Raw genomic sequence first — 21,572 nt, 5'->3', positions numbered from 1 at the left:
GATTTAAGTCGGTTGCCTTTCGATAGACACACTGTAACGCCACCAGTACGTCAAAACGTGACCTGTATTTATATACAACTAATACCACGCCAAAGCGGCCTTCAATTTTTCCTTCACGTGTTGCCGTAAAATAGGTGGCGCCAGCACTTCTACATTACCGCCGTATTTCAACAGTTCCATTATTAATTCGGTGTCGTGATTGTAGGGAATACTGAGTAAGTAACAGCCGCCTTGCCATTCTCCATGCTGTTTGGGGTGCCATTGCTGGCTTGCAATCTCTCTGGCTACTTCGGGGTAAAAACGTAATTTTGCGGTGTGTTTGGCGGTGCCGGCAAAAATACCGTAACTGCTCGCGAAGTGGGAGGAAAGCTGTTCTTGCGGTAGGGTTTCGGCTTTTATCTGTTGTTTTTCGAAGCGTTCTATTCGTGATATTGAAAATGTTCGCAGTGCGTTGCGCGTGTGGCACCAAGCATCTAGGTGCCAATTTTCGCGGTAGTACACTAATGTTTGGGGGCTTATGGTGCGTGTGGTTTTCTGATTGCGGTAATCGCGATACTGTATGTTGAGCTGTTTGCGTTGTATGAGCGCTTCGGCAACAGCGTTAAAACTTGTGTGGTTAATATCACGCTTGGCGATAGGGAGGTAACGTATATGTTGGGTGAAGGCTGCGGCGCTAATACCGCGTGCTTGTAGTAGTTGGGTAATGCTGTTTTCGATTATTGTAAGTTCGCTGCTGACGAGGCCTTGGTTGAGCCCATGTAACAGGTGAAGTAATGCCGTTAGCCCTTGGAGTTCGTCTGCGGTAAGCCATAAACCGGGGAGTTCGAATTTTTCACCGGTTTTTATAGCGTAATACCACCCTTTTGATTGGCTGCAGTACATAAGGGGGGCTGCCCAATAATCCCTTAGTTGGTGTATTAGCCGTTTTGCATTGTGTTCGCTACACTCCAGTTTTTCTGCGATACGTTTAATTGGGATGGGCCGTTTACGGGAGATAAACAGACGATGTAAATATTGAAAACGATCGAACTTGTCCATGTTCCTCTCCTTTTATTCACTCTACGATTAGACCACAGTTGTTGTAGGCACACCAATGGGATTACATGAGGGAGATCAAGCGGGGAAGGAAGGGGTGTTATTGCGCTGTAAAAGGGGGCGACACTAAAAAGGGAAGCGCGTTTACGCTTCCCTTTGTTTTCTAATTTTTTCTAATTATTTTTTTTTAATCGTTTAGTTTGTTTAGGTGTACGTCCATTTGTGGGTACGGTATGGATATATTTTCGCTATCGAAACGTAACTTAACGTTTTCGTGCATATCCCAGTATACGCCCCAGTAATCGGCAGATTTCACCCATGGGCGCACCACGAAATTTACGGCGCTGTCGGCCAGTTCGCTAACGGCAACTACGGGTGCTGGGTCTGCTAATACGCGTTCATCTTTTTCGAGCATTTCAATGAGTATGTTTTTGGCTTTTAATAAATCGGCGTCGTAGCCTATACCAAATACCATGTCGACTCTTCGGGTTTCGCGCGCGGAGAAGTTGGTGATGGTGCCGCCGTATATTAATCCGTTGGGCACTATCACTTCTTTGTTGTCGCCCGTTCGCATAGTGGTAGAGAATACGGTAATGCGCTCTACAATTCCCGTTACGCCACCGGCGTCAACGAAATCGCCCGATTTAAACGGCCTAAACAAGATTAACATTACGCCGGACGCAAAGTTCTGTAACGAATCTTTTAGCGCTAAACCGACGGCTAAGCCTGCAGCACCCAGTAGCGCGATTAGCGAGGTTGTGTCGATACCAAGTTGCCCTAGCGCGGCAATGATAACGAATAGCACTAAAATTGATTTGGCTATTCCAGAGAGGAAGTCGACAAGAATGTCGTCAACTTTCGACCGCGTGAGTATCGCGTGCACAACATTGGCTAGAATGCTAGCCACCCAACGGCCTATAATAAATATGGCCAACGCCAACACCAGCGATAAGGCATTTTCTTGCAGCCAGGTAACTGCTACTTCGGTAACACCGGCAACCATTTCTTCTATATCCACGAATATTCTCCTTGCTTTTATTTTGAGCCGCTACAATTTCTTACAATCATAGCCGGTTAGTGTTAAAGGGGTTAAATTTGTTGTTTTATTTTTGATTAATTGGCCGGTACGGCACGTTCTTTCGCCCACGCCTTTAGTTCGGACATTTTCTCTGCCATTACCACGGATAGAGGTTGGGTTTTTTGAATGGCATCTTGTAAGAGTTGGTTGGATACTTTTTCGTTTCTTGCTGCGGCCGCATAGGTGGCAGACACGACCGCTTGCTCTATTTCTGCTCCAGTGTAGCCTTCAGACATTTGCGCAAGCGCATCTAGATTATAGCGTGAGGGATCGAGGTCGCGTTTTTTCAGGTGAATAGAAAAGATGGTGTAACGCGTTTGGTTGTCTGGCAGGTCTACAAAAAATATTTCGTCGAACCGACCTTTACGCATCAGTTCTGGCGGAAGCTGGCTGATGTCGTTACTGGTAGCCACCATAAAAACACGGCTTTTTCGTTCGGCCATCCAGGTGAGTAATGTTCCCAGCAATCGTTTGGGTGTGCCGCCGTCGTCATTGCCTTGCGCCATTCCTTTTTCTATTTCATCTAGCCATAGCACGCAGGGCGACATGAGGTCGGCCAGTTTTAATGCTTCGCGCAGGTTTCGTTCGGTTTCGCCAATGTATTTATTGAATAATGCCGCCATGTCCAAACGCAATAGCGGTAAGCCCCACACGCCCGCTATCGATTTCGCAGCCAAACTTTTTCCGCCACCTTGCACACCGAATAATAGTACCCCTTTGGGTGGGTCTAGTGCTGTGTCGTCGGTGGTCATGGCTTTTCGTCTATCCTCTAGCCATTGTTTAAGGCTGTATAAGCCTGCCACATCACGCAAGTGCGCCGTGCTGTATTCGAAGTGCAGTATGCCTTCCATATTCATTAAGGCGAATTTTGCTTTTGTGACTTCGGGCAAATCGTCTTCGGTTATGGCGCCATCATCGGCGATGGCGCCGTAGGCTAGCCTACGTACATCTTGATGCGGTAAGCCTTTTAAGTTATTGACCAGTTTTTGTAAGGTTTCGTTGTCGGTTTTAATTTTGCTTCTGTGGTTTTTATCCGACCATTGCCGTGCTTGTTCACGCACTATGGCAAGAATTTCGTCTTCGGTTGGCATCGAGATTGATACCGAGGCGCCATAGCGGCTTAGTTCTGCCGGGAGTTCTAAGCGATGGCTCACCAATACGACTTTGTGTTTATGTTGGCCGTGTGAGAGCGCAATATCTTTAAGCTGCCGTATAATTTTGGGGGCGTCGAGATAGGGGTGCATATCGCACAGTACAAAGGCGCCGCGCTTTCCGTATTGTTTTATGAAGTTGAGCGCTACTTCGGGGTCGGCGTATTGCTCTGGGTTGGCTAGCTCTAGCCCAAAACCTAGTGGGGCTAAACCGCTTGTGCAGCTCCAACTCCATGCGGGTACACTTTCTGTGCGAAACAGGTCTTGTAAAAGTTCGAGCGTTCTTGACTCATCCCATGTTTCGACCACGAGCAGTGAAACATTGGTATTGAGTATGAGCCTTAAATCGTTATTATTCATAATCTCCCTTTAGTCGCTTTAAGCGTTCTTTTAGCGAACCCATTTTTTAACGAGCATTGTAGCGCCGCTTGGGGTTAAACTTCATTAGTGGCGGCTCTATGTTAAGGGAATCGCTCCTCAGTTTTACTAATTTGCAGGTGGTTTTATGGCCGATCGTCATCTCTCAATGCTGGACTCCTTTATTTGCGGGGCCGACCGTGCGTTGCGCACGCTTACTCCGGGCACACAAACTCTCACGCGCGATACGCCTAAACCGGAGGTAGCGCAGCCAGAGCCGCTATCCGATACCGAACGGCGACATGCCGCAGGGCTTATGCGCGTAAATCATGCGGGCGAGGTATGCGCACAAGCGTTGTATCAGGGGCAAGCACTTACGGCAAAACTACCGGCCGTGCGTAAAGAGATGGAGTTGGCGGCAGACGAAGAGATTGATCATTTGGCGTGGTGTGAGGAACGTATCGATAGTTTGGGGAGCCATACAAGCCTACTCAACCCCTTATGGTACGGGTTGTCATTTGGTATTGGTGCAACCGCAGGCCTTATTAGCGATAAGGTGAGCCTCGGCTTTGTTGCCGCCACAGAAAATCAGGTGTGTAAGCATTTAGAAAAACACCTAGAGGAACTGCCGGAGAACGATGTAGCCTCGCGTGCTATTGTCGAGCAAATGCTGGTGGATGAAGCAAAACACGCACATACCGCCCTTGATGCCGGTGGCGTGCGTTTTCCGGGGCCTATCAAGGGTGTCATGTCGTTAATATCGAAAGCCATGACCGAAACGAGCTACAAAATTTAACCATTAGGCCCGTAGCTGTCCACGTATTTTTTCCTCTAGGCGCAGCGTTATTTCATTGCCTTTGGGGTTGCCCAATCAGCCTGTTTTAGCTCCTCTAAATCGAACCAAAGTTCTTTTCTTTTTAGGGGCGTTTCAGGCGGTAGGTTGGGGTTATCCATGTCGAAGACAACCCTTTTACCCAGCTGCCCCTTGAAAATGAATAGCCCCATTTCCTCTCTAAAAAACGCGTGAAACGAGCCATCTTCTAAAGCAACCTCAAAACCCTTCTCCAGCACCCTTGCCATATTTTCATGTTCTATAGGCACAAAAAAGTACGTAGCCGTTGGGTAGCGCAATAGCACATTGGTATCAATGACTACACCCTCAGGTGCGAGTAACTCTTGTTCGTTCCATATTTGATAAACCCCTCTCGGAAAATAATCGATCCGATTGTAGGTCAATAGTTTATATAAACTATTGCGATTGACGCCGGTACGCAAACTGTAACCATTGTGCAGTAATATCGAGTTGTCGGGCCAGTTATGCCCTTGGCCTGCAGTTAAGAGTTTTAGCTGCTCCGCCGTTTGAAGTGCGGCAAATTGACGACGACTTTCTTGGCGAATAAACATTATTCGCCAACCCGTGAGGCCCCGAAATATAGGGTATCGAATAGGCCGTAATTCTTGCTCGAGCTTCGTGTTCGTGTGCACTGCAGACACATCATAATACCCCCGGCTCAGCTCCTCGGCGGTCCTTACGGAGGGCGTCGTTTTGACTTCAGATATTTCTAACACGTAGGGTGAGCCGGACTTACTTAGAACCATATCCAGTAGACGACCAACATAGATAGCCCGACGAAGATAAACCGGGTCGGACGTATTGTAAGAATACCTCACCACCAGTGGCGTCTCTTCCGCAGCTTCGGATATGGGTGCAATGATGGGCGCAATGCGCTCTTCTGCGTTTAACACGGAGGAGAACAGCAGCCCTCCCCAACAAAGCACCATCAATAGACGCACAATTAACGCTCCTGTGTTGTGAACCACTTTACGTCACTCTCTAGCCTGCCCTGTTATGTGTGCTGTTATGTGTGCTGTTTCCTGCACACCAACCTCTATCATCATAGAGTTTCGCCCAAGGCATACGCCTACCCAATATAGGCGCTATATAAGGATAGGCAATGATTGTGGGATTTCACGCACTTTGTGCACGCTGCCTATTTCAACTCTTCAACGTGGAACCATAAGGCTTTACGCTGCAGCGGTGTTTCGGCTGTAAGGCTTGGGTTGGGTATCTCGAAGATTGTCCGCTGGTCTAGCTGCGCCTTAAAAATTGCCTCACCTAAATAGGACATAAACAAACGGTTAAAAGAGCCATCTGCAATAATAGTTTCGAAACCCTCTTCCAATAGGGTGGCCAACGCCTCATCTTGCTTAGCCACATACAGATAGGTGGCCGTGGGGTAGCGCAGCGCAAGATGACGGTCGATGACAAGATCAACCGTTTGCGAAAGGCCTTCTTCGTGCCAGATTTCATAGGCACCGCGCGGAAAAAAGTCGATACGCTCTAAACGTAGCATTTCGTAGAGGCTATCTCTATTCACCGATGTGCGCAGTTTAAAACCACTGTCGGTTAGTATTGGGGTATCGGGCCAATCGTGCCCTTGGCCTGCCATTAATTGCTTGAGTTGAGCCAAACTGGCTACGCCTTCAAACAGATCAACATCGGCTTGGCGCACAAAGAGTAACCGCCAGCCACCCAACCCCCTAAAAATAGGGATTCGAATAGGCCGCATGAGCCGCTCTCGATCGGGATTTGTGTGCAATGCTGCCACGTTAAAGTGGCCTTGATTCATAAACATGGCCGTACGGCTCGACGGTACAGTGCGCTCATCGGCCGGTGACAATATAAACGGGATACCCGTGCTGTCTAATATGAGCTTAAGAAGCGCCTGAATATAAATAGAACGCTCTTCGTAGACGGGGTCACTTTTAATATAAGGGAAACTAATAGTTAACGGCGTAACCCGTTCAACCGTTGGCTCTGCCTGTGCAAACGACAATACCGCCAAAAGCATGAATAATACACAGAGAAAAACGCGCCCAACCGGCCTGCGGGCCAATAGAGCTCTCCCTACCCGCTCGAACACATTTCTCTCCTTTTGCTAGCGTTAAAAAAAGCGAATAGAACGCTATACATGCATAACAATCACACAGCTAGCTCAAGTCGACTATTTCATAGCTATGACTCATTTCGACGCCTGCAGCTTCTAACATTATAGAGGCAGAACAATATTTTTCTGCCGAAAGCTCTACCGCTCGCTTAACCTGAGCGTCTTTCAAACCGGCACCTTCCACAATAAATTTTAAGTGAATATGGGTAAAAACGGCAGGCACGGCATCGGCGCGCGTTGCTTCTATTTCAGTTTTACAGCCCGAAACTTTTTGCCGTGTTTTCTTGAGAATACTCATCACATCAAATGACGCGCAGCCCCCTAACCCGAGTAATAACATCTCCATTGGGCGTACACCGGTATCTCGGCCACCATGATCTGGAGGCCCGTCCATAACGACACTGTGACCACTACCAGACTCCCCAAGAAATTGGGCGCCATCCACCCATTTTACTGTTGCTTGCATAACGCGAACCTACTTTCATTTGATTACGTAATTCGAAAATCGAATAGAATTAATTATTGCGACGCCAAATATCGCTTGGCTTAAAAAAACGCGCAAAGATTACCATAAAAGGCCTTTGCTTATGCGCTAAAATATTTCACCCCCAAATACTGTGACACAGTATGGTTTTTGAAAACAATTCAGTTTTTGTGATTAAACACTGACATGAACAGCTACAGGCTATTCAGTTTATAGCAACTCTCGGGTTATACTCATTGAGGATGCGCGCCGCAAATTGAATTTCAATAATAATAAAACGCGCTAAACTTGTGTTTAGCCGTCGCGCTCAATTTTGTTCGAAGACTCGAGGATACTAACTTGGTTGCTGTATCACTAACACCGCACATAAATAATGTGGACGACTTTTTGGCTCACTGCCATCGTCGCCGCTACCCCGCGAAAAGCACGCTCATTTATGCGGGTGATAAAAGCGATTCGCTCTACTACATCATCAAAGGGTCCGTAACGGTTCTCATTGAAGACGAAGAAGGCCGAGAAATGATTGTCGCCTATTTAAATGATGGCGATTTTTTTGGCGAAATGGGCCTATTCGACGCGCAAGACAATCGCAGCGCATGGGTTAGGGCCAAAACAGAATGCGAAATAGCAGAAGTCTCTTACACTAAATTTCAGGAAATTTCTGAAGAACACCCAGAGTTTCTTTTTGCTCTTGGTACGCAAATGGCCCGCCGCTTGCGTAATACCACCCGCAAAGTTGGAGATTTGGCCTTTTTAGATGTGACAGGCCGCGTAGCGCGTACACTGCTAGATTTATGCAAAGAGCCCGACGCAATGACCCACCCAGACGGCATGCAAATAAAGATTACACGTCAGGAAATTGGTCGCATTGTAGGCTGTTCACGCGAAATGGTGGGGCGCGTACTGAAAACGCTAGAAGACCAAGGTTTGGTCTCCGTCAAAGGCAAAACTATGGTGGTATTCGGAACACGTTAACGCACACCCAACACCAGACAAAACGTAATGGGCGCCCACTAAAGGCGCCCATTTTTTTATTCTAGTATCGGCTACAACCTTATGCCGTACCAAACAGCTCCTGTAGTTTTTCGCCTGGTTCTGGGGCGCGCATAAACGACTCCCCTACCAAAAACGCATTGACTCTACGCTCGCGCATCGCAAGAACATCATTTTGCGCCAAAATGCCACTTTCGGTGACCACGATTTTATCGTTAGGGATTTTATCCAACAACTGAAACGTTGTATCAAGTGTAACGTCAAATGAATGTAGGTTGCGGTTATTAATGCCCACGAGTTTGTTTGGTAGCTCTAACGCCAATTCCAGTTCAGCCAACCCATGAACTTCTATCAACACATCTAACCCCATCTCATGAGCCAACGTATTTAAGTCATGCAATTGCTGGCGATCCAGGGCCGACACAATGAGCAATACACAATCAGCACCTATTGCACGCGCTTCTATCACTTGATAGGGGTCAACAATAAAATCTTTTCGTATTACAGGCAGGTCAACAGCCGCTCTTGCCTGCCGCAAATACTCATCAGCCCCTTGAAAATAATCAACGTCAGTTAAAACAGATAAGCACGCCGCTCCACCTCGCGCATAACTTTTTGCAATCTCAGCGGGAACAAAGTGCTCCCGGATCACCCCTTTGCTCGGCGATGCTTTTTTGATTTCTGCAATTACAGCCGAACGACCAGACGCTAATTTAGCTTCCATCGCCGCAACAAAGCCGCGCGCAGAAGATTGCGCCGCCGCCAAATCTCGAAGCTGTTGCTCAGACACCTGCTGTTTTCGCTCAGCAACTTCTTCGTGCTTTCTTGCGATTATTTTTTTTAGAATTGTTGGAGTTTCAGACACACAAATAACCTTTTCTTAAACCTGAGTAAATTCGGCAAGCTCTTTTAATTTTTCGCCGGCGGCACCACTTGCCAAAGCATCTTCAGCCATAGCCACACCATTCATTAAACTATCGGCCAACCCGGAAACATAAATTGCCGCGCCGGCATTTAACGCAATAATGTTGGCCGCCTTCACAGCGGCCTCTGCACGGTCTTTTGTAAAAGCCCCACGAATTAACGCTAAGGACTCTTCCGCACTGGCGACCGACAAGCCGGCTAAATCTTTCGTGGCCACACCATAATCATTTGGATTAAGTGTGAACTCCGTTATTTTACCGTTTTTAAGCTCCGCCACCGTACTAGGCGCCGCAGTAGAGAGTTCGTCCAAACCATCATCCGAATGTACTACCATGACATGCTCACTTCCCAAACGGGCAAGCACTTCGGCCATGGGGCGACACAACGCGGCATTAAATACACCGATAACTTGACGCTTAACACCTGCAGGGTTTGTCATTGGCCCTAACATATTAAAAATAGTGCGCATTCCTAATTCTTTTCGTGGCCCTATTGCATGCTTCATGGCGCCGTGGTGCGCAGGCGCAAACATAAACCCAACACCCAACTCTTCAATCGCACGTGCAACGTGCTCGGGCCCAATAGCCAAATTAACACCGGCTGCTTCGAGCACATCCGCACTACCGGTGGAGCTGGAAACAGAACGATTACCGTGTTTAGCAACATGCCCTCCAGCTGCAGCGACAACAAATGCGGCCGCAGTAGAGACATTAAATAAATTTGCGCCGTCACCACCGGTACCACAAGTGTCGACTAGATTATCAGCCTTAACCGTTACTTTTGTCGCCAACTCACGCATAACACTGGCGGCACCCGTAATTTCATCGATAGACTCGCCTTTCACCCGCAGCGCAACCAATAACCCGCCAATTTGTGCCGGTGTAGCATCGCCGGTCATTACCATAGTCATCACGGAGGTCATCTCAGGCTGGGATAAGCTTTCCCCAGCCACTACTTTTGCTAATGCTGTTTGTATATTCATACAATCCCTTATTGTTGTTATTCAGCAAACTTACGACGAAGGCAAATCGAGAAAGTTCTGCAGCATTTTGTGGCCGTGCTCGCTTAATATAGATTCGGGGTGAAATTGCACCCCTTCTACTGCGAGCGTCTTGTGGCGAACACCCATTATTTCATCCACTTCACCATCCTCGGTTTGTGTCCACGCTGTAACGTCTAAACAATCGGGCAATGATTTTTTGTCAATAACCAGCGAATGGTAGCGAGTAGCGGTATAAGGGTTCGGCAAATCAGCAAACACCCCTACTCCCTTATGGTAGATACTCGATAGCTTTCCGTGCATCACCTGCTTTGCACGTACAATATCGGCACCAAAGGCCTGACCAATACTCTGATGCCCCAAACAAATACCCAATACGGGCACCTTGCCTGCAAAGTATTTAATCGCCTCCACTGAAACACCCGCCTCATTTGGCGTGCGCGGCCCAGGGGAAACGACTAATTGAGAAGGGTTACGTGCAATGATGTCGTCAAGAGTCAGCTCATCATTACGTACGACCACCACCTCAGCTTTCAGCTCGCCAAGATACTGAACGACGTTATAGGTGAATGAATCATAGTTATCGATCATTAAAAGCATAGTTGCGCCTGAATCAGTTTTTGCTACCAGCGGCGAACAATACGCATATTGAAGCAAGAATTAGAGGGACGATGAAGGGCGACATTATAGGCTTTATGCGCTACTAATGGGTAGAGCGGAACAACTTCGAATATTGAACAATAATACTGTTGTAACTCCCATATTGGTTGTCGAAACCCTTTACAATCGCCTGCAATAAAGTAAATTACCGCCTTTCGCTAGCGCACTACAATTGCAAGATAAATAAGAATTAGTTTGCCGGTACTTATAACCAAAACGTGAACAACAGCCATTCCTTTCAACTTTGGCGCTATTTAGCCTATTTTGAGCACAGATAGCCGCATATAAGGGTGGAAAACACGTCAGATGAGCGGCACCCCAAGCAACGACGCGTAGCGCACTAAATGGCATCTAGACCCACAAAATCATACAAGTGTGACGTTTGTCACGGCATTCTGACGAGAACAAGGCAATCCTTTGTTAACGGAATAAAAAATGCATGTTTTAGTGCGTGGCCGATTAGGACAGCAGCCGAACGAATACTTCGATACTATTAAATGAGTTTTAACGCATGGCACCAAGGAAAGAACGACCGGATCACCTCGAGCTTGTAGGCAAAAGGTATGAAGGCCCCAAACATCCTCCCAAGCTATTGGAGCATATTCGCAATCAATCCAGCGAGAATGCCGCACGCCTGCTAGAGCACATGTTTGCTGCCACGGATGATCTCTTTTACGACTTATCTAAGCGTGCCACCAACAATAACGAGCAAAACCTCTATTTTGAATCGATGCGTGAAGTGCGCATACAAAAACGCGGTGTCGCTAACGACTTCGCGCATGAACTTAATAATGCGTATTCTCAGTTGCTGGAATCTCAGGACAACAAGCCTGCTCCAGTAGCCGATGACAGCAGCACGCTTTCCATTGTAGAGGGCGACCAGCTCGAGACAGAACTTGCCCTTAGCAATATGTCTGGACGCACCCGAGAATCCTATAAACAGGAACTCTACGAGCTCACTATTCGCCTTGACCACCTTTTACTCCAGGTGAGAGTTACGGAGGGCAACAATCCTCTCGACCCTAGCGTGCTTGCCGGCGCCTTTGTTCAAGCATGCGAAAACCAGCTCAAACTGGATATTAAAGCCCGCTTAATTCTCTTTAAACTCTTCGAAAAGCACGTTCTTAAGCAGCTTGGCAATATTTATTCCGAAGCCAATGAAATTCTCATTGAGGCGGGAATTTTACCAAAAGTACCGCGTCACCTAAACAAGTCGTCTTCCAGCGAGCGCCCCAGCACTCAACCGGAACAAGAGCCCACTAACAGTGGTAGCGAACAAACACCTCACCAAGACGAAGCGCTTGGCGCAGCGCAGCCCCCGCAAAACATTCAACTGGATCTATCAACGCTGGGCGCATTGATGGCTGGCGCGCGGACCAATACGCACGCCTCCGCTTCCGGCGATAATTCATCGCGAGTAACCGGGCCTTATACGTATTATCTTTATTCGAGCAATCCGGGGCCAATTATGGCGTCGCCACAGCTTGCAACTCTGCTCACCAAATCTCAGCCTCTGGTAGACCGACAGCTCTCATCTGCGCAGCCGCGTAATGTTATATCGGACGTTGTGAACCAACTTCTCGCTAAGCGCGACCCTGAAGTACCGCAAGCCCTAGAGCAACCAGATGAAGACATCATTAACCTTATCGCGATGTTTTTTGACAATGTACTGTCCGATAACAATCTACCTATCGCCGTACAATCGCTTATTTGCCGCCTGCAAATACCGGTATTAAAAATTGCGTTACGTGATCGATCCTTTTTAACAGACGCAGACCATTCTGCACGCAAACTTATCAACGCTATAACCCGCGCGGGCCTGAGCTTTGATGAGACCAAACCCCTGGAGCGCGACCCTTTGTATCGCATTATTGCAGACGGGGTGCAAACCATTAACCGCCTGTACAGAACCAGCTCATCGGTTATCGAAGAATTCTTGGCGCAACTCGAAGATGAGATGAAGCGCGAACGACGAAAATCGGATCTTGTTGAAAAACGTACAACCCAAGCTGAAGAAGGAAAATCAAAAATCCGACAAGCCCGTGCAAGCGCTCAAAATGCCTTGTACAACAAACTTAAGTCGGCGCAACTTCCTGAGCAGGTCACCACGTTCCTCACCAATACATGGCTGCAGGTACTTGTTATTACCCACCTAAAACACGGGTACAACAGTGCGGAATGGGTAGAGGCCGAAACCCTCGTGAATGATGTTATTTGGATATGCCAACCGCATACTGATGAGCGCTCCATTTCACGTAAACAACGACTTCAACCCGAGGTATTACAACGTATCGAAAACGGTATGGAAATCGCCATCGACAACCCTGAAACACGGGCTGCCAAAATTGCCGCGATAGAAGAAACTCTCGCACAACTCACAGAGCCTGGCGGCGACCCCCTTGAATATTGCGCATTAACGACGGAGCAACGTGAATCGCTGGGCAAAGGCGATACTCAACAGAAGTCGTGGGAAGAAATGACCGCGCTGGAACGCCAACAATCTCGCTACGAAGAACTCTCAAATCATTTTTACCTCGAAGCTAAAAACCTGCCTGCAGGTTCATGGCTAGAGTATTTTAACGACGAAACCAGCAAACATCAGCGCTGTAAACTGAGCAGTAAACTCGATACCGAGAGCTATATATTTGTCAATCGATTCGGTTTTAAGATACTGGAAAAGTCGCGCAGACAGTTGGCTTACGATATGCAGTTTGAAAAAGCTAAAGTACTCGACTCACGACCACTCTTTGAGCGTCTTATGACCAAAGTCGTCTCACATCTAAAGCAATCTGACTAACGGCACAACAACCTGATTAATTCCTGAAGAAAGACAGTATATAATTGGGCAACAACAATACGGAGCGCGCCATCAATCGCGCCCAAATAATTTGAGCCCAAGAATGGAATTTAGTAACGTTACGCAAACCGCATTTGCAAGTGCGGCGCTTTTATTTGTCATATTTGCGATTACCTTAGTCATTCAGCACAACAAAACTCGCCTACACTGGTCTTTTCCAGCGGCGGCATTCGTACATGTCGCTTGGCTCAGCGCTATTCCGCTGCTACAACACTTCCCCTCGCTCGAATCGACACACCTTCTTTGCATAGAAAGCCTCCACTACGCCGCTTGGCTCTATGCACTTGTGCGCAATACCGAAGTATTTTGCTCAAACTCCCTACCGAGAATATATAAATATTCCATTTACTTCGCCGCCATTGCCGCTCTTGTATTGGCTGTCTACATTACATCGTCAACGTCCGATATTGCTGTGCTAGAACGCTTTATTACTTGGCAGGGCATTATATTTTCTATTGCGGGGCTGCTCGGTGTAGAACAGCTCTATCGCAACGTTATCAACTATCGACTCGTAAAACTGCTGAGCCTCAACCTTTCTATTATCTTTATTTTTGATGCCTACCTGTTTTCGCAAAACCTGATTTTCTTAGAATTAAATGCCGATCTCTGGCAAGCGCGTGCAGCCGTATCAATGGCCACCAGTATATTTATGACTATCGGCGTTATGGCTTTGAATATGCCCGCAATGCAATCGGCTAAAATCACCTTCTCTCGCCCTGTTGCGTTTTACACCACGTCATTAACAATAGCCGGCGCACTCTTAACCATTCTCGCTGCTGGCGGCTACTATGTTGAGCTTTATGGGGGCAGCTGGGGCACTGTCATTTATACCCTTTTACTCGCGGCCGGTTTAATCTCCGTTAGCGCTGTTTTCTCCTCACGGTCCGTTAGAGAAAAAATGAAGGTGCTCATCAATAAGCACTTGTTCAGCCACAAATATGACTATCGAGCTGAATGGTTAAAATTAATCAACCAACTCTCACAACCCACCGCACCGGAGGAAATTCACTCCCGCGCAATTATGGTTGTTGCCGACCTGTTTAAAAGTGACGGTGGCGCCCTGTGGCTAAAGCGAGGGAAAGTATTAGCTCCGGTGCAACAAGTAAAAGTCTCGATGGATATATCCGACATGATCGAGCCGGACTCCAGCCCCTTCAGCCGAGAACTCGCGCAGGAATGGGTGTTTTCACCGAACACGTCCAGCGTTGCATTAGCACAAAACAATGAAACGCTACCTGAGTGGATGCAGGAAATTAGAAACGCATGGATGGTAATGCCTTTACTCAACGAAAATAGTTTAGTGGGCTTTATTGTACTGACCGTGCCTCAAGACCGAACCACGTTAAACTGGGAAGACCTAGACCTTGTGAAAACTGTTGGTCGGCAGGTTGCCAGCTATTTGGAACGACACGAGCAATCCGAGTTACTGGCTGAATCTCGACAATTCGACGCATTCAACAAACTTTCTGCTTATGTAATGCACGATTTAAAAAACCTGATCGCGCAACAATCACTTGTTGTAAAAAATGCTGAAAAACATAAAGATAACCCAGCCTTTATCGAAGACGCCATTAATACGATCAATAATTCTGTAACGCGTATGAGCAATTTACTGCGTAAGCTACAACAGAATGAGTCGGAAGATATCACCACAATGCCCATCAAACAGGTATTGATCGAGGCGGTGAAACGATGCCAAAAATCTAGCCCATCACCCACGCTTCGCTCTGTCTCACCTGACTGGCGAGTAAAGGCCGATTTAGACAGCCTCGTAATGGTTTTCACGCACATCATTCAAAATGCGCAAGATGCAACGGATGGCGAAGGCTTTATCGATATATCGACAGAACTCGATGGTAACCTTTTGTGTGTATACATCGAAGATAACGGTAGCGGCATGGACATTGATTTTATACAAAGCCGATTATTTAAACCCTTCGAAACGACCAAAACCGGAAAGGGAATGGGCATTGGCATGTACCAAGCAAAAGAATATGCTCAAAGCCTTGGTGGAAATGTCGCGGTAGAAAGTTCACCTGGCGAAGGAACTACCTTTATAATCACTATCCCTCTTTTGTAAACAGGCCAACTTAAGCTAACTTAAGCGCACCCCGTTTTCGTAAAATAATGGATGCATAATGAAAGCAGATTCAAAACAAAAACTTCTTATTATTGAAGACGACATGGGCTTGCAAAGCCAGCTTCGCTGGCACTTCGACCAATACGAAGTTATTTGCGCAGGCGATAGAAAAGACGCTATTGCGGCAATCAGGCTCCATGAGCCTCCCATTATTTTGCAAGATCTTGGCCTGCCACCCGATGACGAAGGTGTTGATGAAGGCTTCCGCTGTATTCGAGAAATATCCAACCTTTCACCTTCGGCTAAAATTATCGTAATGACCGGCAATGCCGACTACGAGAATGCCGTTCGCGCAGTGGCAATGGGTGCTTACGATTTTTATCAAAAGCCCGTCAACCCAGAAACGCTCGATCTAATACTGCAGCGCGCTTATCATATTCATAATTTGGAAGAACAAAATCGCCGTATGCTCGAATCGCAACAAACACCTTTAGACGGTGTTATTGCATGCGACCCCGCTATGTTAAAAATTTGTCGCACCATCGAAAAGCTCGCGCCGGCAGATGTCACCTGTACGCTTACAGGTGAAAGCGGCACGGGTAAAGAGGTACTTGCACGCGCACTTCATAAGCTAAGCCCTCGCCTTAATAAGCGCATGGTCGCCATTAACTGCGCAGCCGTGCCTGAAAACCTCATGGAAAGTGAATTGTTTGGCTATGAAAAAGGGGCTTTTACCGGCGCTAACAAGCGAACTTTAGGTAAGGTGGAAACCGCTCATGAGGGCACGCTATTCTTAGATGAAATTGGCGATATGCCACTTGCCCTTCAAGCTAAATTATTACGCTTTTTACAAGAACGGGTTATTGAGCGCGTAGGTGGGCGAGAAGAAATTCCCGTTGACGTAAGAGTGGTTTGTGCAACCAATAAAAACTTACAAAAAATGGTGGCCGACGGCTCTTTTCGCGAAGATCTCTACTACCGAATATGTGAAATGGAAATCCTTATCCCACCTCTTCGTGACCGCCAAGGCGACAAAATGTTACTCGCCCGTCACTTTTTAAAGTCTTTCGTTAAACAGATGAACGCATCCATTACCGGCTTCGCGTCAGAGGCTGCCGAAGCTATTGAAGCCTACCCATGGCCGGGGAATATTCGCGAGATGGAAAACCGCGTTAAACGTGCCGTTGTAATGAGCGAAGACAAGCAAATTTCCTCTGAGGATCTTGGTTTAGTCTCTGATGAAAGCTTGAATTTAAACTTGAGACAAGTACGCTATAACGCAGAACGAGCAGCGATATTGCGCGCGCTTACAATGTCTGATCACAATATTTCTGCCACAGCAAAACTACTTGGCATTACACGCCCAACACTCTACGACCTAATGAAAAAGTATAACGTTCAAGTCAATATGGGTTAAAACCCTACAAAAAAGCCGGCATGAATGCCGGCTTTTTACTGAAGAGGTTCTCAATAAAACATACTACATTGAATTAAACACGATACCCGCCAAGCGATTTTCACCAATGGCTTCTGCTGCTGCCATAACCTGTCCATTACTGACCTTACCGTAGGGCACCACTAACACAACGAAGTCGCATAGCGCCGCCATAATACGAGCCTCTGCCGAGTACTCACTTACAGAGGGCGCATCCATTAAAATATAGCGGTCAGAATAGCGCTCTTTTAATTCTTTTAAGAAGGCCTGCATACGCTCCGACGATAATCGCTCTGTCGCACCTTCAGTATTCCCACCCACAGGAATGACGCGTACGCGAGGAATACCCGACGCATAGACAATAGATTCTATACCTAATGCGCTATTATCGAGGTAATCGGTTAGGCCCGATTCCGCATCGGTTACCACCAGTTCGTCCATAGAGGGCGCATAGAAGTTTGCATCAACAACTAAGGACGTTCGCGTCTTATCGAGGGCTATTGCCGCAGCAAGATTTTTCACGGCGTAAGAACAACCACCCCCAGGTACAACCGAGGTAAACATACAAATAAAGTTCTTACCCTGAGCTTTACTGTATACACGTGTCCGCAAGTCTCTAAAGACCTTAAGCATCTGAGTGTTTGAAGCACCCTGATACAAGATTTTTAACTTTTCAAGTTCCGTTTTACTGAAACGATGAATTTCAGACATTTCACCAATGCGCCCACCGCCGTTAGCTTGTTCGTCCAACGCCCCATCACTCCCAGAAACATTACTCAAATTTGCTGCCTTAGACTCCAAAACAACGCCTCTCTTTTATTCTGTGTTGAACTTTTTTCAAGCGAACACTCGCACGTTTACGGCATCGATTTAACTGTAATCCACAGCCATGGTACATCAACCGCCGTAGTGAGGCGCTAATATACCCCAAACCAACGCGAGCTGTTAGAACTAGAACCATATTAGCTGAACGAACCCTACCGCCACTGCAATACAATGCGATAACACGTTAGCCTTCAACCCAGTCGACGGCGGTAAAGATTGCACGGGCTTTATTCATAGTCTCTTTCCATTCCAGCTCAGGAACAGAGTCAGCCACCACACCAGCACCGGCTTGCACATAAATTTTTGAATCTTTAATCACCGCTGTACGAATAGCAATTGCAGTATCCATATTGCCATTCCACGAAAGGTAACCGACTGCCCCCCCGTATATACCGCGCTTAACGGGTTCAAACTCATCAATAATTTCCATTGCTCGAATCTTCGGTGCACCCGATAAAGTACCCGCGGGCAATGAAGCTCGCAAGACATCGATGGCATCCAATCCCGATTTTAGATCACCCGTTACATTTGACGTGATATGCATAACATGAGAAAACCGTTCGACCATCATCTTTTCGGTCAGTTTTACACTGCCAATTTCCGCAACACGGCCGACATCATTGCGCCCCAAATCTATCAGCATAAGGTGTTCAGCAATTTCTTTAGGGTCGTTGATTAAGTCTTGCTCTAGCGCTAAATCTTCTGCTTCGGTGTACCCGCGTCGACGCGTACCAGCGATGGGGCGAACGGTCATTTCGCCGTCTTGTAGACGAGCAAGGATCTCAGGGCTGGACCCTACAACATGGTGATCGCCCATATTTAAAAAATACATATAGGGCGACGGATTTAAGCAACGCAATGCCCGATACAAATTAATAGGCGGCGCTTCATACGTTTGCGTAAGGCGCTGAGACAGTACCACCTGCATAGTGTCGCCCGCCAATATGTAGTCTTTAACCCGCCCTACATCGGCAAGAAAGGTGTCACGCCCGTAGCTTGAGCTGAAATTTTTCTCGCTCAGGGTTTCGCCCTTTTTAGTGCGAGGACGCGGCATTGCCGGCAATCCCTGTATACCTTGCCCCAGCTTTGTTTCCAATTCGTCAAGACGTGCTTGAGCAACATCATAGGCGTTAGCCGTTGTGGGATCGATATGCACAATAAGGTGTAATGTACCTTGTAAATTATCGAACACCAGCACTTCATCCGAGACTGTCAGCAAAATATCAGGTGTCCCTATTTCATCGACAGGGGCGGAATCAGCAAGTTTTGGTTCGACGTAACGAACACAATCATAAGCAAAATAACCCACTAAGCCGCCGCTAAAATTCGGTAACCCTTCCAACCCCGGCACTCGATGTTCGGCCTGATAAGCCTTAACAAAGGCTAGTGGGTCGGCACAGGTATGCTCACGCTTGAGTTCGCCATCGCGAATAATACGTACAAGAGAACCTCGTGCTTCTAATCGCTCTCGAGCAGGAAGCCCAATAATAGAGTAACGCCCCCACTTTTCGCCCCCCTGCACGGATTCAAATAAGTACGAATAGGGGCCGTCAGCCAATTTCAAATAACTTGAAAGTGGTGTTTCAGTATCGGCAAGTACTTCTCGAGTAACGGGGATTCGGTTGTAGCCTTCAGCGGCCAAGGTAATAAACTGTTCAGGTGTCATAAGATCTCATCTTTAAAATTCTAATGTTAGGTGCGAAAACAAACTAATGGCGACGCCATCGCCAGCGCTCGCAGATTAGAATTCCAGGATTAAAATGACGTTTTAACATGGGAATATTCAATTTAAGTCGTTTTTATAGATGTGCCAGCTTATCACGCATCGCCGTTACAGCCTGGTGATAGTCACTCGCGCCAAAAATAGCAGAACCCGCTACAAACGTGTCGGCACCAGCTGCCGCTACTTCACTAATGTTATCCAGATTGACACCGCCATCCACTTCTAGCAACGTCGATAATTGTTTCTCGTCGAGCAGGTGTCGTGCCGCCCGAATTTTATCTAAAACATACGGTAAAAACGTTTGACCACCGAAACCAGGGTTTACTGACATAAGCAACAATAGGTCTAACTGTTCGATTACAGGCTCAACTAATGCCAAACGAGTGCCAGGATTTAACGCTAAACCGGGCTTACACCCTTTATCGCGTATTAGCTGTAAAGATCGGTCTAAATGCCGAGTGGCCTCAGGGTGAAACGATATATAGGTTGCGCCTGCATCGGCGAATTTAACAATGAGGTCGTCCACAGGTTCAACCATTAAATGCACATCGATTGGAGCTGTTACACCGTACTTACGTAAAGCCTCACATATCATAGGCCCAAAACTTAAATTGGGGACATAATGATTATCCATCACATCGAAATGCACTATATCGGCGCCAGCGGCAAGTACAGCGTCAACCTCCTCCCCTAGACGAGCAAAATCTGCTGCCAAAATAGAGGGTGCTATGCTGAATGTATTACGGGTTGAAACATCCGTCTTGTTACTCGTTCTCTCACCAGCCGTTGCACTCATGATTTTCCTCGTTTGCATCGCATCAAAGCAGAGCATTGTACTGAATATGCCTAAAGCCCTAAACCGCTTTTTTACATTACGATACGCAAGACGCTACGCTAAGAGGCATATCGCCGCGACAGCACTGCATACGTTAATTTTTTATACCCTCGTTTTCCCCCTTATTACGCATGCACAGGAAGAAAGCACCGATGAGGAGCCGCCGCAAGACTCCGGCAACGCCGCAACCACAGAACCCACGGCACCGCCCATAGAAATACCCAATATTGCCGCCAAGCAACAACAGCTGCTCACTGAAGCACTACAAGATCAAAATCTAATTACGTTAACCGCAGAAGACGAGGATTTTTCCGCAATTTGGCAAACCGATACCAGCGGCACGCCTATAGGTGCGGCTCTTATTTTTCATGGTGAAGGTGAACACGCCAATTGGCCGTTGTCTGTTTCGGTGTTACGTGAGCAACTGACACGCTTTGGCTGGGCAACACTTTCTATCACACTGCCTAACCCTACCCTTCCTAGGCCACCTGACCGCCCCGCAGAAATATTGCCACCAGAAAAAGCCGACCCCAGCACATTAGACACTGAACAGCCTGACACGGCAGAAGGGCTGCCCGCCGAAAACGACGCTATCGCTTCGAATGAAACCAACCTTCCACCAGCCTCCACCGAAAACACCCTTGAGCCGCCAGCGCCGATAGCAAAGGATGTAGAGGCGATTGTTCAAGCACGCATAGAAACCGCCATGGCGTTTTTAAACAGTAACGGCCAGTACAATATTATTTATGTGGGATATGGTATTGGGGCCAGTCGAGCCGCTCGATACATTGACGCTATCGACCCCGCCATGTCGAATGGGGTGCTCGATCAAAAACTCAAACAAGCGAGAACCAGAGCGTTAATAAACCGCCCTATCCGAGCGCTTATTTTAATCAATGCACGTAACCGTATTCCATACTCCCCTCTTACCGACGACAAGTTCATCATCGACTGGATAAACGACGCAGGGTTGCCCGTACTGGATGTTTACAATAACCATCACTACTTAGATAACTATGAACCTGCAGAACGCGTAAAAGCCGCGCGGAAAAAACAACTTAACAGCTACACTCAAATAAGGATTCTGCCCGCCACCGTAAATGATGATGATACCGAAGATGTTATTGCTAAACGCGTAAGAGGGTTCCTAAACAAACATGCAAAAGGCGTTAGAATTGACGATTAAT

Annotated in this window: 18 protein-coding genes; 6 read left to right on the top strand and 12 right to left on the bottom strand. The window is 47.3% G+C overall.

Annotated features, from left to right (window positions below; all coding sequences use genetic code 11):
* Window positions 1-78: 78 nt before the first annotated feature.
* The 3 genes from H5647_RS09465 to H5647_RS09455 form a co-directional block, all read right to left on the bottom strand.
* The gene (locus H5647_RS09465; protein WP_045858068.1) at window positions 79-1,038 is read right to left on the bottom strand and encodes a helix-turn-helix transcriptional regulator; all 960 of its coding nucleotides are present in this window, start codon (window positions 1,036-1,038) and stop codon (window positions 79-81) included.
* A gap of 184 nt (window positions 1,039-1,222) precedes the next feature.
* Window positions 1,223-2,053, bottom strand: a complete 831-nt coding sequence (locus tag H5647_RS09460; protein WP_456243503.1) for a mechanosensitive ion channel family protein — start codon at window positions 2,051-2,053, stop codon at window positions 1,223-1,225.
* A 95-nt stretch (window positions 2,054-2,148) separates the two neighbouring features.
* Window positions 2,149-3,624 (bottom strand): AAA family ATPase, encoded by a 1,476-nt coding sequence (locus H5647_RS09455; protein ID WP_045858066.1) that lies wholly within the window; start codon window positions 3,622-3,624, stop codon window positions 2,149-2,151.
* Window positions 3,625-3,769: 145 nt separating this feature from the next.
* Here H5647_RS09455 and coq7 point away from each other — a divergent pair, with 145 nt between their 5' ends.
* Complete coding sequence (coq7, locus tag H5647_RS09450; RefSeq protein ID WP_045858064.1) at window positions 3,770-4,417, top strand: 2-polyprenyl-3-methyl-6-methoxy-1,4-benzoquinone monooxygenase; 648 nt, start codon at window positions 3,770-3,772, stop codon at window positions 4,415-4,417.
* Window positions 4,418-4,464: 47 nt separating this feature from the next.
* On the opposite strand, the gene H5647_RS09445 is transcribed toward coq7, so the two are convergent.
* The 3 genes from H5647_RS09445 to H5647_RS09435 all read right to left on the bottom strand — a co-directional run bounded on the left by H5647_RS09445 (window position 4,465) and on the right by H5647_RS09435 (window position 7,035).
* Complete coding sequence (locus H5647_RS09445) at window positions 4,465-5,442, bottom strand: hypothetical protein (RefSeq protein ID WP_162926349.1); 978 nt, start codon at window positions 5,440-5,442, stop codon at window positions 4,465-4,467.
* 170 nt (window positions 5,443-5,612) lie between these two features.
* Window positions 5,613-6,545, bottom strand: coding sequence for a hypothetical protein (locus H5647_RS09440; RefSeq protein WP_052691973.1), 933 nt, complete (start codon window positions 6,543-6,545; stop codon window positions 5,613-5,615).
* A gap of 67 nt (window positions 6,546-6,612) precedes the next feature.
* Window positions 6,613-7,035, bottom strand: a complete 423-nt coding sequence (locus tag H5647_RS09435; protein ID WP_045858062.1) for an OsmC family protein — start codon at window positions 7,033-7,035, stop codon at window positions 6,613-6,615.
* A 357-nt stretch (window positions 7,036-7,392) separates the two neighbouring features.
* Between H5647_RS09435 and crp the strand changes: the two genes are divergently transcribed.
* Window positions 7,393-8,028, top strand: a complete 636-nt coding sequence (crp, locus tag H5647_RS09430) for a cAMP-activated global transcriptional regulator CRP (RefSeq protein ID WP_045861260.1) — start codon at window positions 7,393-7,395, stop codon at window positions 8,026-8,028.
* 79 nt (window positions 8,029-8,107) lie between these two features.
* Here crp and trpC read toward each other — a convergent pair whose 3' ends face one another.
* The 3 genes from trpC to H5647_RS09415 are packed head-to-tail and all read right to left on the bottom strand — an operon-like array spanning window position 8,108 to window position 10,570.
* Window positions 8,108-8,911, bottom strand: a complete 804-nt coding sequence (gene trpC, locus H5647_RS09425; protein WP_045858060.1) for an indole-3-glycerol phosphate synthase TrpC — start codon at window positions 8,909-8,911, stop codon at window positions 8,108-8,110.
* A gap of 15 nt (window positions 8,912-8,926) precedes the next feature.
* Window positions 8,927-9,952: an anthranilate phosphoribosyltransferase gene (gene trpD, locus H5647_RS09420; protein WP_045858058.1), complete on the bottom strand. Its 1,026-nt coding sequence runs from the start codon at window positions 9,950-9,952 to the stop codon at window positions 8,927-8,929.
* 30 nt (window positions 9,953-9,982) lie between these two features.
* Complete coding sequence (locus H5647_RS09415; protein WP_045858057.1) at window positions 9,983-10,570, bottom strand: anthranilate synthase component II; 588 nt, start codon at window positions 10,568-10,570, stop codon at window positions 9,983-9,985.
* 571 nt (window positions 10,571-11,141) lie between these two features.
* Between H5647_RS09415 and H5647_RS09410 the strand changes: the two genes are divergently transcribed.
* The 3 genes from H5647_RS09410 (at window position 11,142) to prsR (ending at window position 16,984) form a co-directional block, all read left to right on the top strand.
* Window positions 11,142-13,427, top strand: coding sequence for a DUF1631 domain-containing protein (locus H5647_RS09410; RefSeq protein ID WP_045858054.1), 2,286 nt, complete (start codon window positions 11,142-11,144; stop codon window positions 13,425-13,427).
* 103 nt (window positions 13,428-13,530) lie between these two features.
* Window positions 13,531-15,567 carry an XrtA/PEP-CTERM system histidine kinase PrsK gene (gene prsK, locus H5647_RS09405; RefSeq protein WP_045858052.1) on the top strand — a complete coding sequence of 679 codons (2,037 nt, stop codon included), beginning with the start codon at window positions 13,531-13,533 and terminating at the stop codon, window positions 15,565-15,567.
* A 55-nt stretch (window positions 15,568-15,622) separates the two neighbouring features.
* The gene (gene prsR / locus H5647_RS09400) at window positions 15,623-16,984 is read left to right on the top strand and encodes a PEP-CTERM-box response regulator transcription factor (RefSeq protein WP_045858051.1); all 1,362 of its coding nucleotides are present in this window, start codon (window positions 15,623-15,625) and stop codon (window positions 16,982-16,984) included.
* Window positions 16,985-17,047: 63 nt separating this feature from the next.
* On the opposite strand, the gene H5647_RS09395 is transcribed toward prsR, so the two are convergent.
* From H5647_RS09395 to rpe, 3 genes are all read right to left on the bottom strand, one after another.
* Window positions 17,048-17,782, bottom strand: coding sequence for a CpsD/CapB family tyrosine-protein kinase (locus H5647_RS09395; RefSeq protein ID WP_236074853.1), 735 nt, complete (start codon window positions 17,780-17,782; stop codon window positions 17,048-17,050).
* Between the two features lie 229 nt (window positions 17,783-18,011).
* Window positions 18,012-19,493, bottom strand: coding sequence for an anthranilate synthase component I (gene trpE / locus H5647_RS09390; protein WP_045858048.1), 1,482 nt, complete (start codon window positions 19,491-19,493; stop codon window positions 18,012-18,014).
* A 133-nt stretch (window positions 19,494-19,626) separates the two neighbouring features.
* Window positions 19,627-20,346, bottom strand: a complete 720-nt coding sequence (gene rpe / locus H5647_RS09385; protein WP_045858047.1) for a ribulose-phosphate 3-epimerase — start codon at window positions 20,344-20,346, stop codon at window positions 19,627-19,629.
* A gap of 46 nt (window positions 20,347-20,392) precedes the next feature.
* On the opposite strand from rpe, the gene H5647_RS09380 reads away from it, so the two are divergent.
* Complete coding sequence (locus H5647_RS09380) at window positions 20,393-21,571, top strand: DUF3530 family protein (protein WP_162926348.1); 1,179 nt, start codon at window positions 20,393-20,395, stop codon at window positions 21,569-21,571.
* Window position 21,572: the final 1 nt, after the last annotated feature.

Source organism: Teredinibacter purpureus, assembly GCF_014217335.1.
In the GTDB taxonomy this organism is placed as follows: domain Bacteria; phylum Pseudomonadota; class Gammaproteobacteria; order Pseudomonadales; family Cellvibrionaceae; genus Teredinibacter; species Teredinibacter purpureus.
This window is presented reverse-complemented; position numbering and strand designations above follow the sequence as displayed.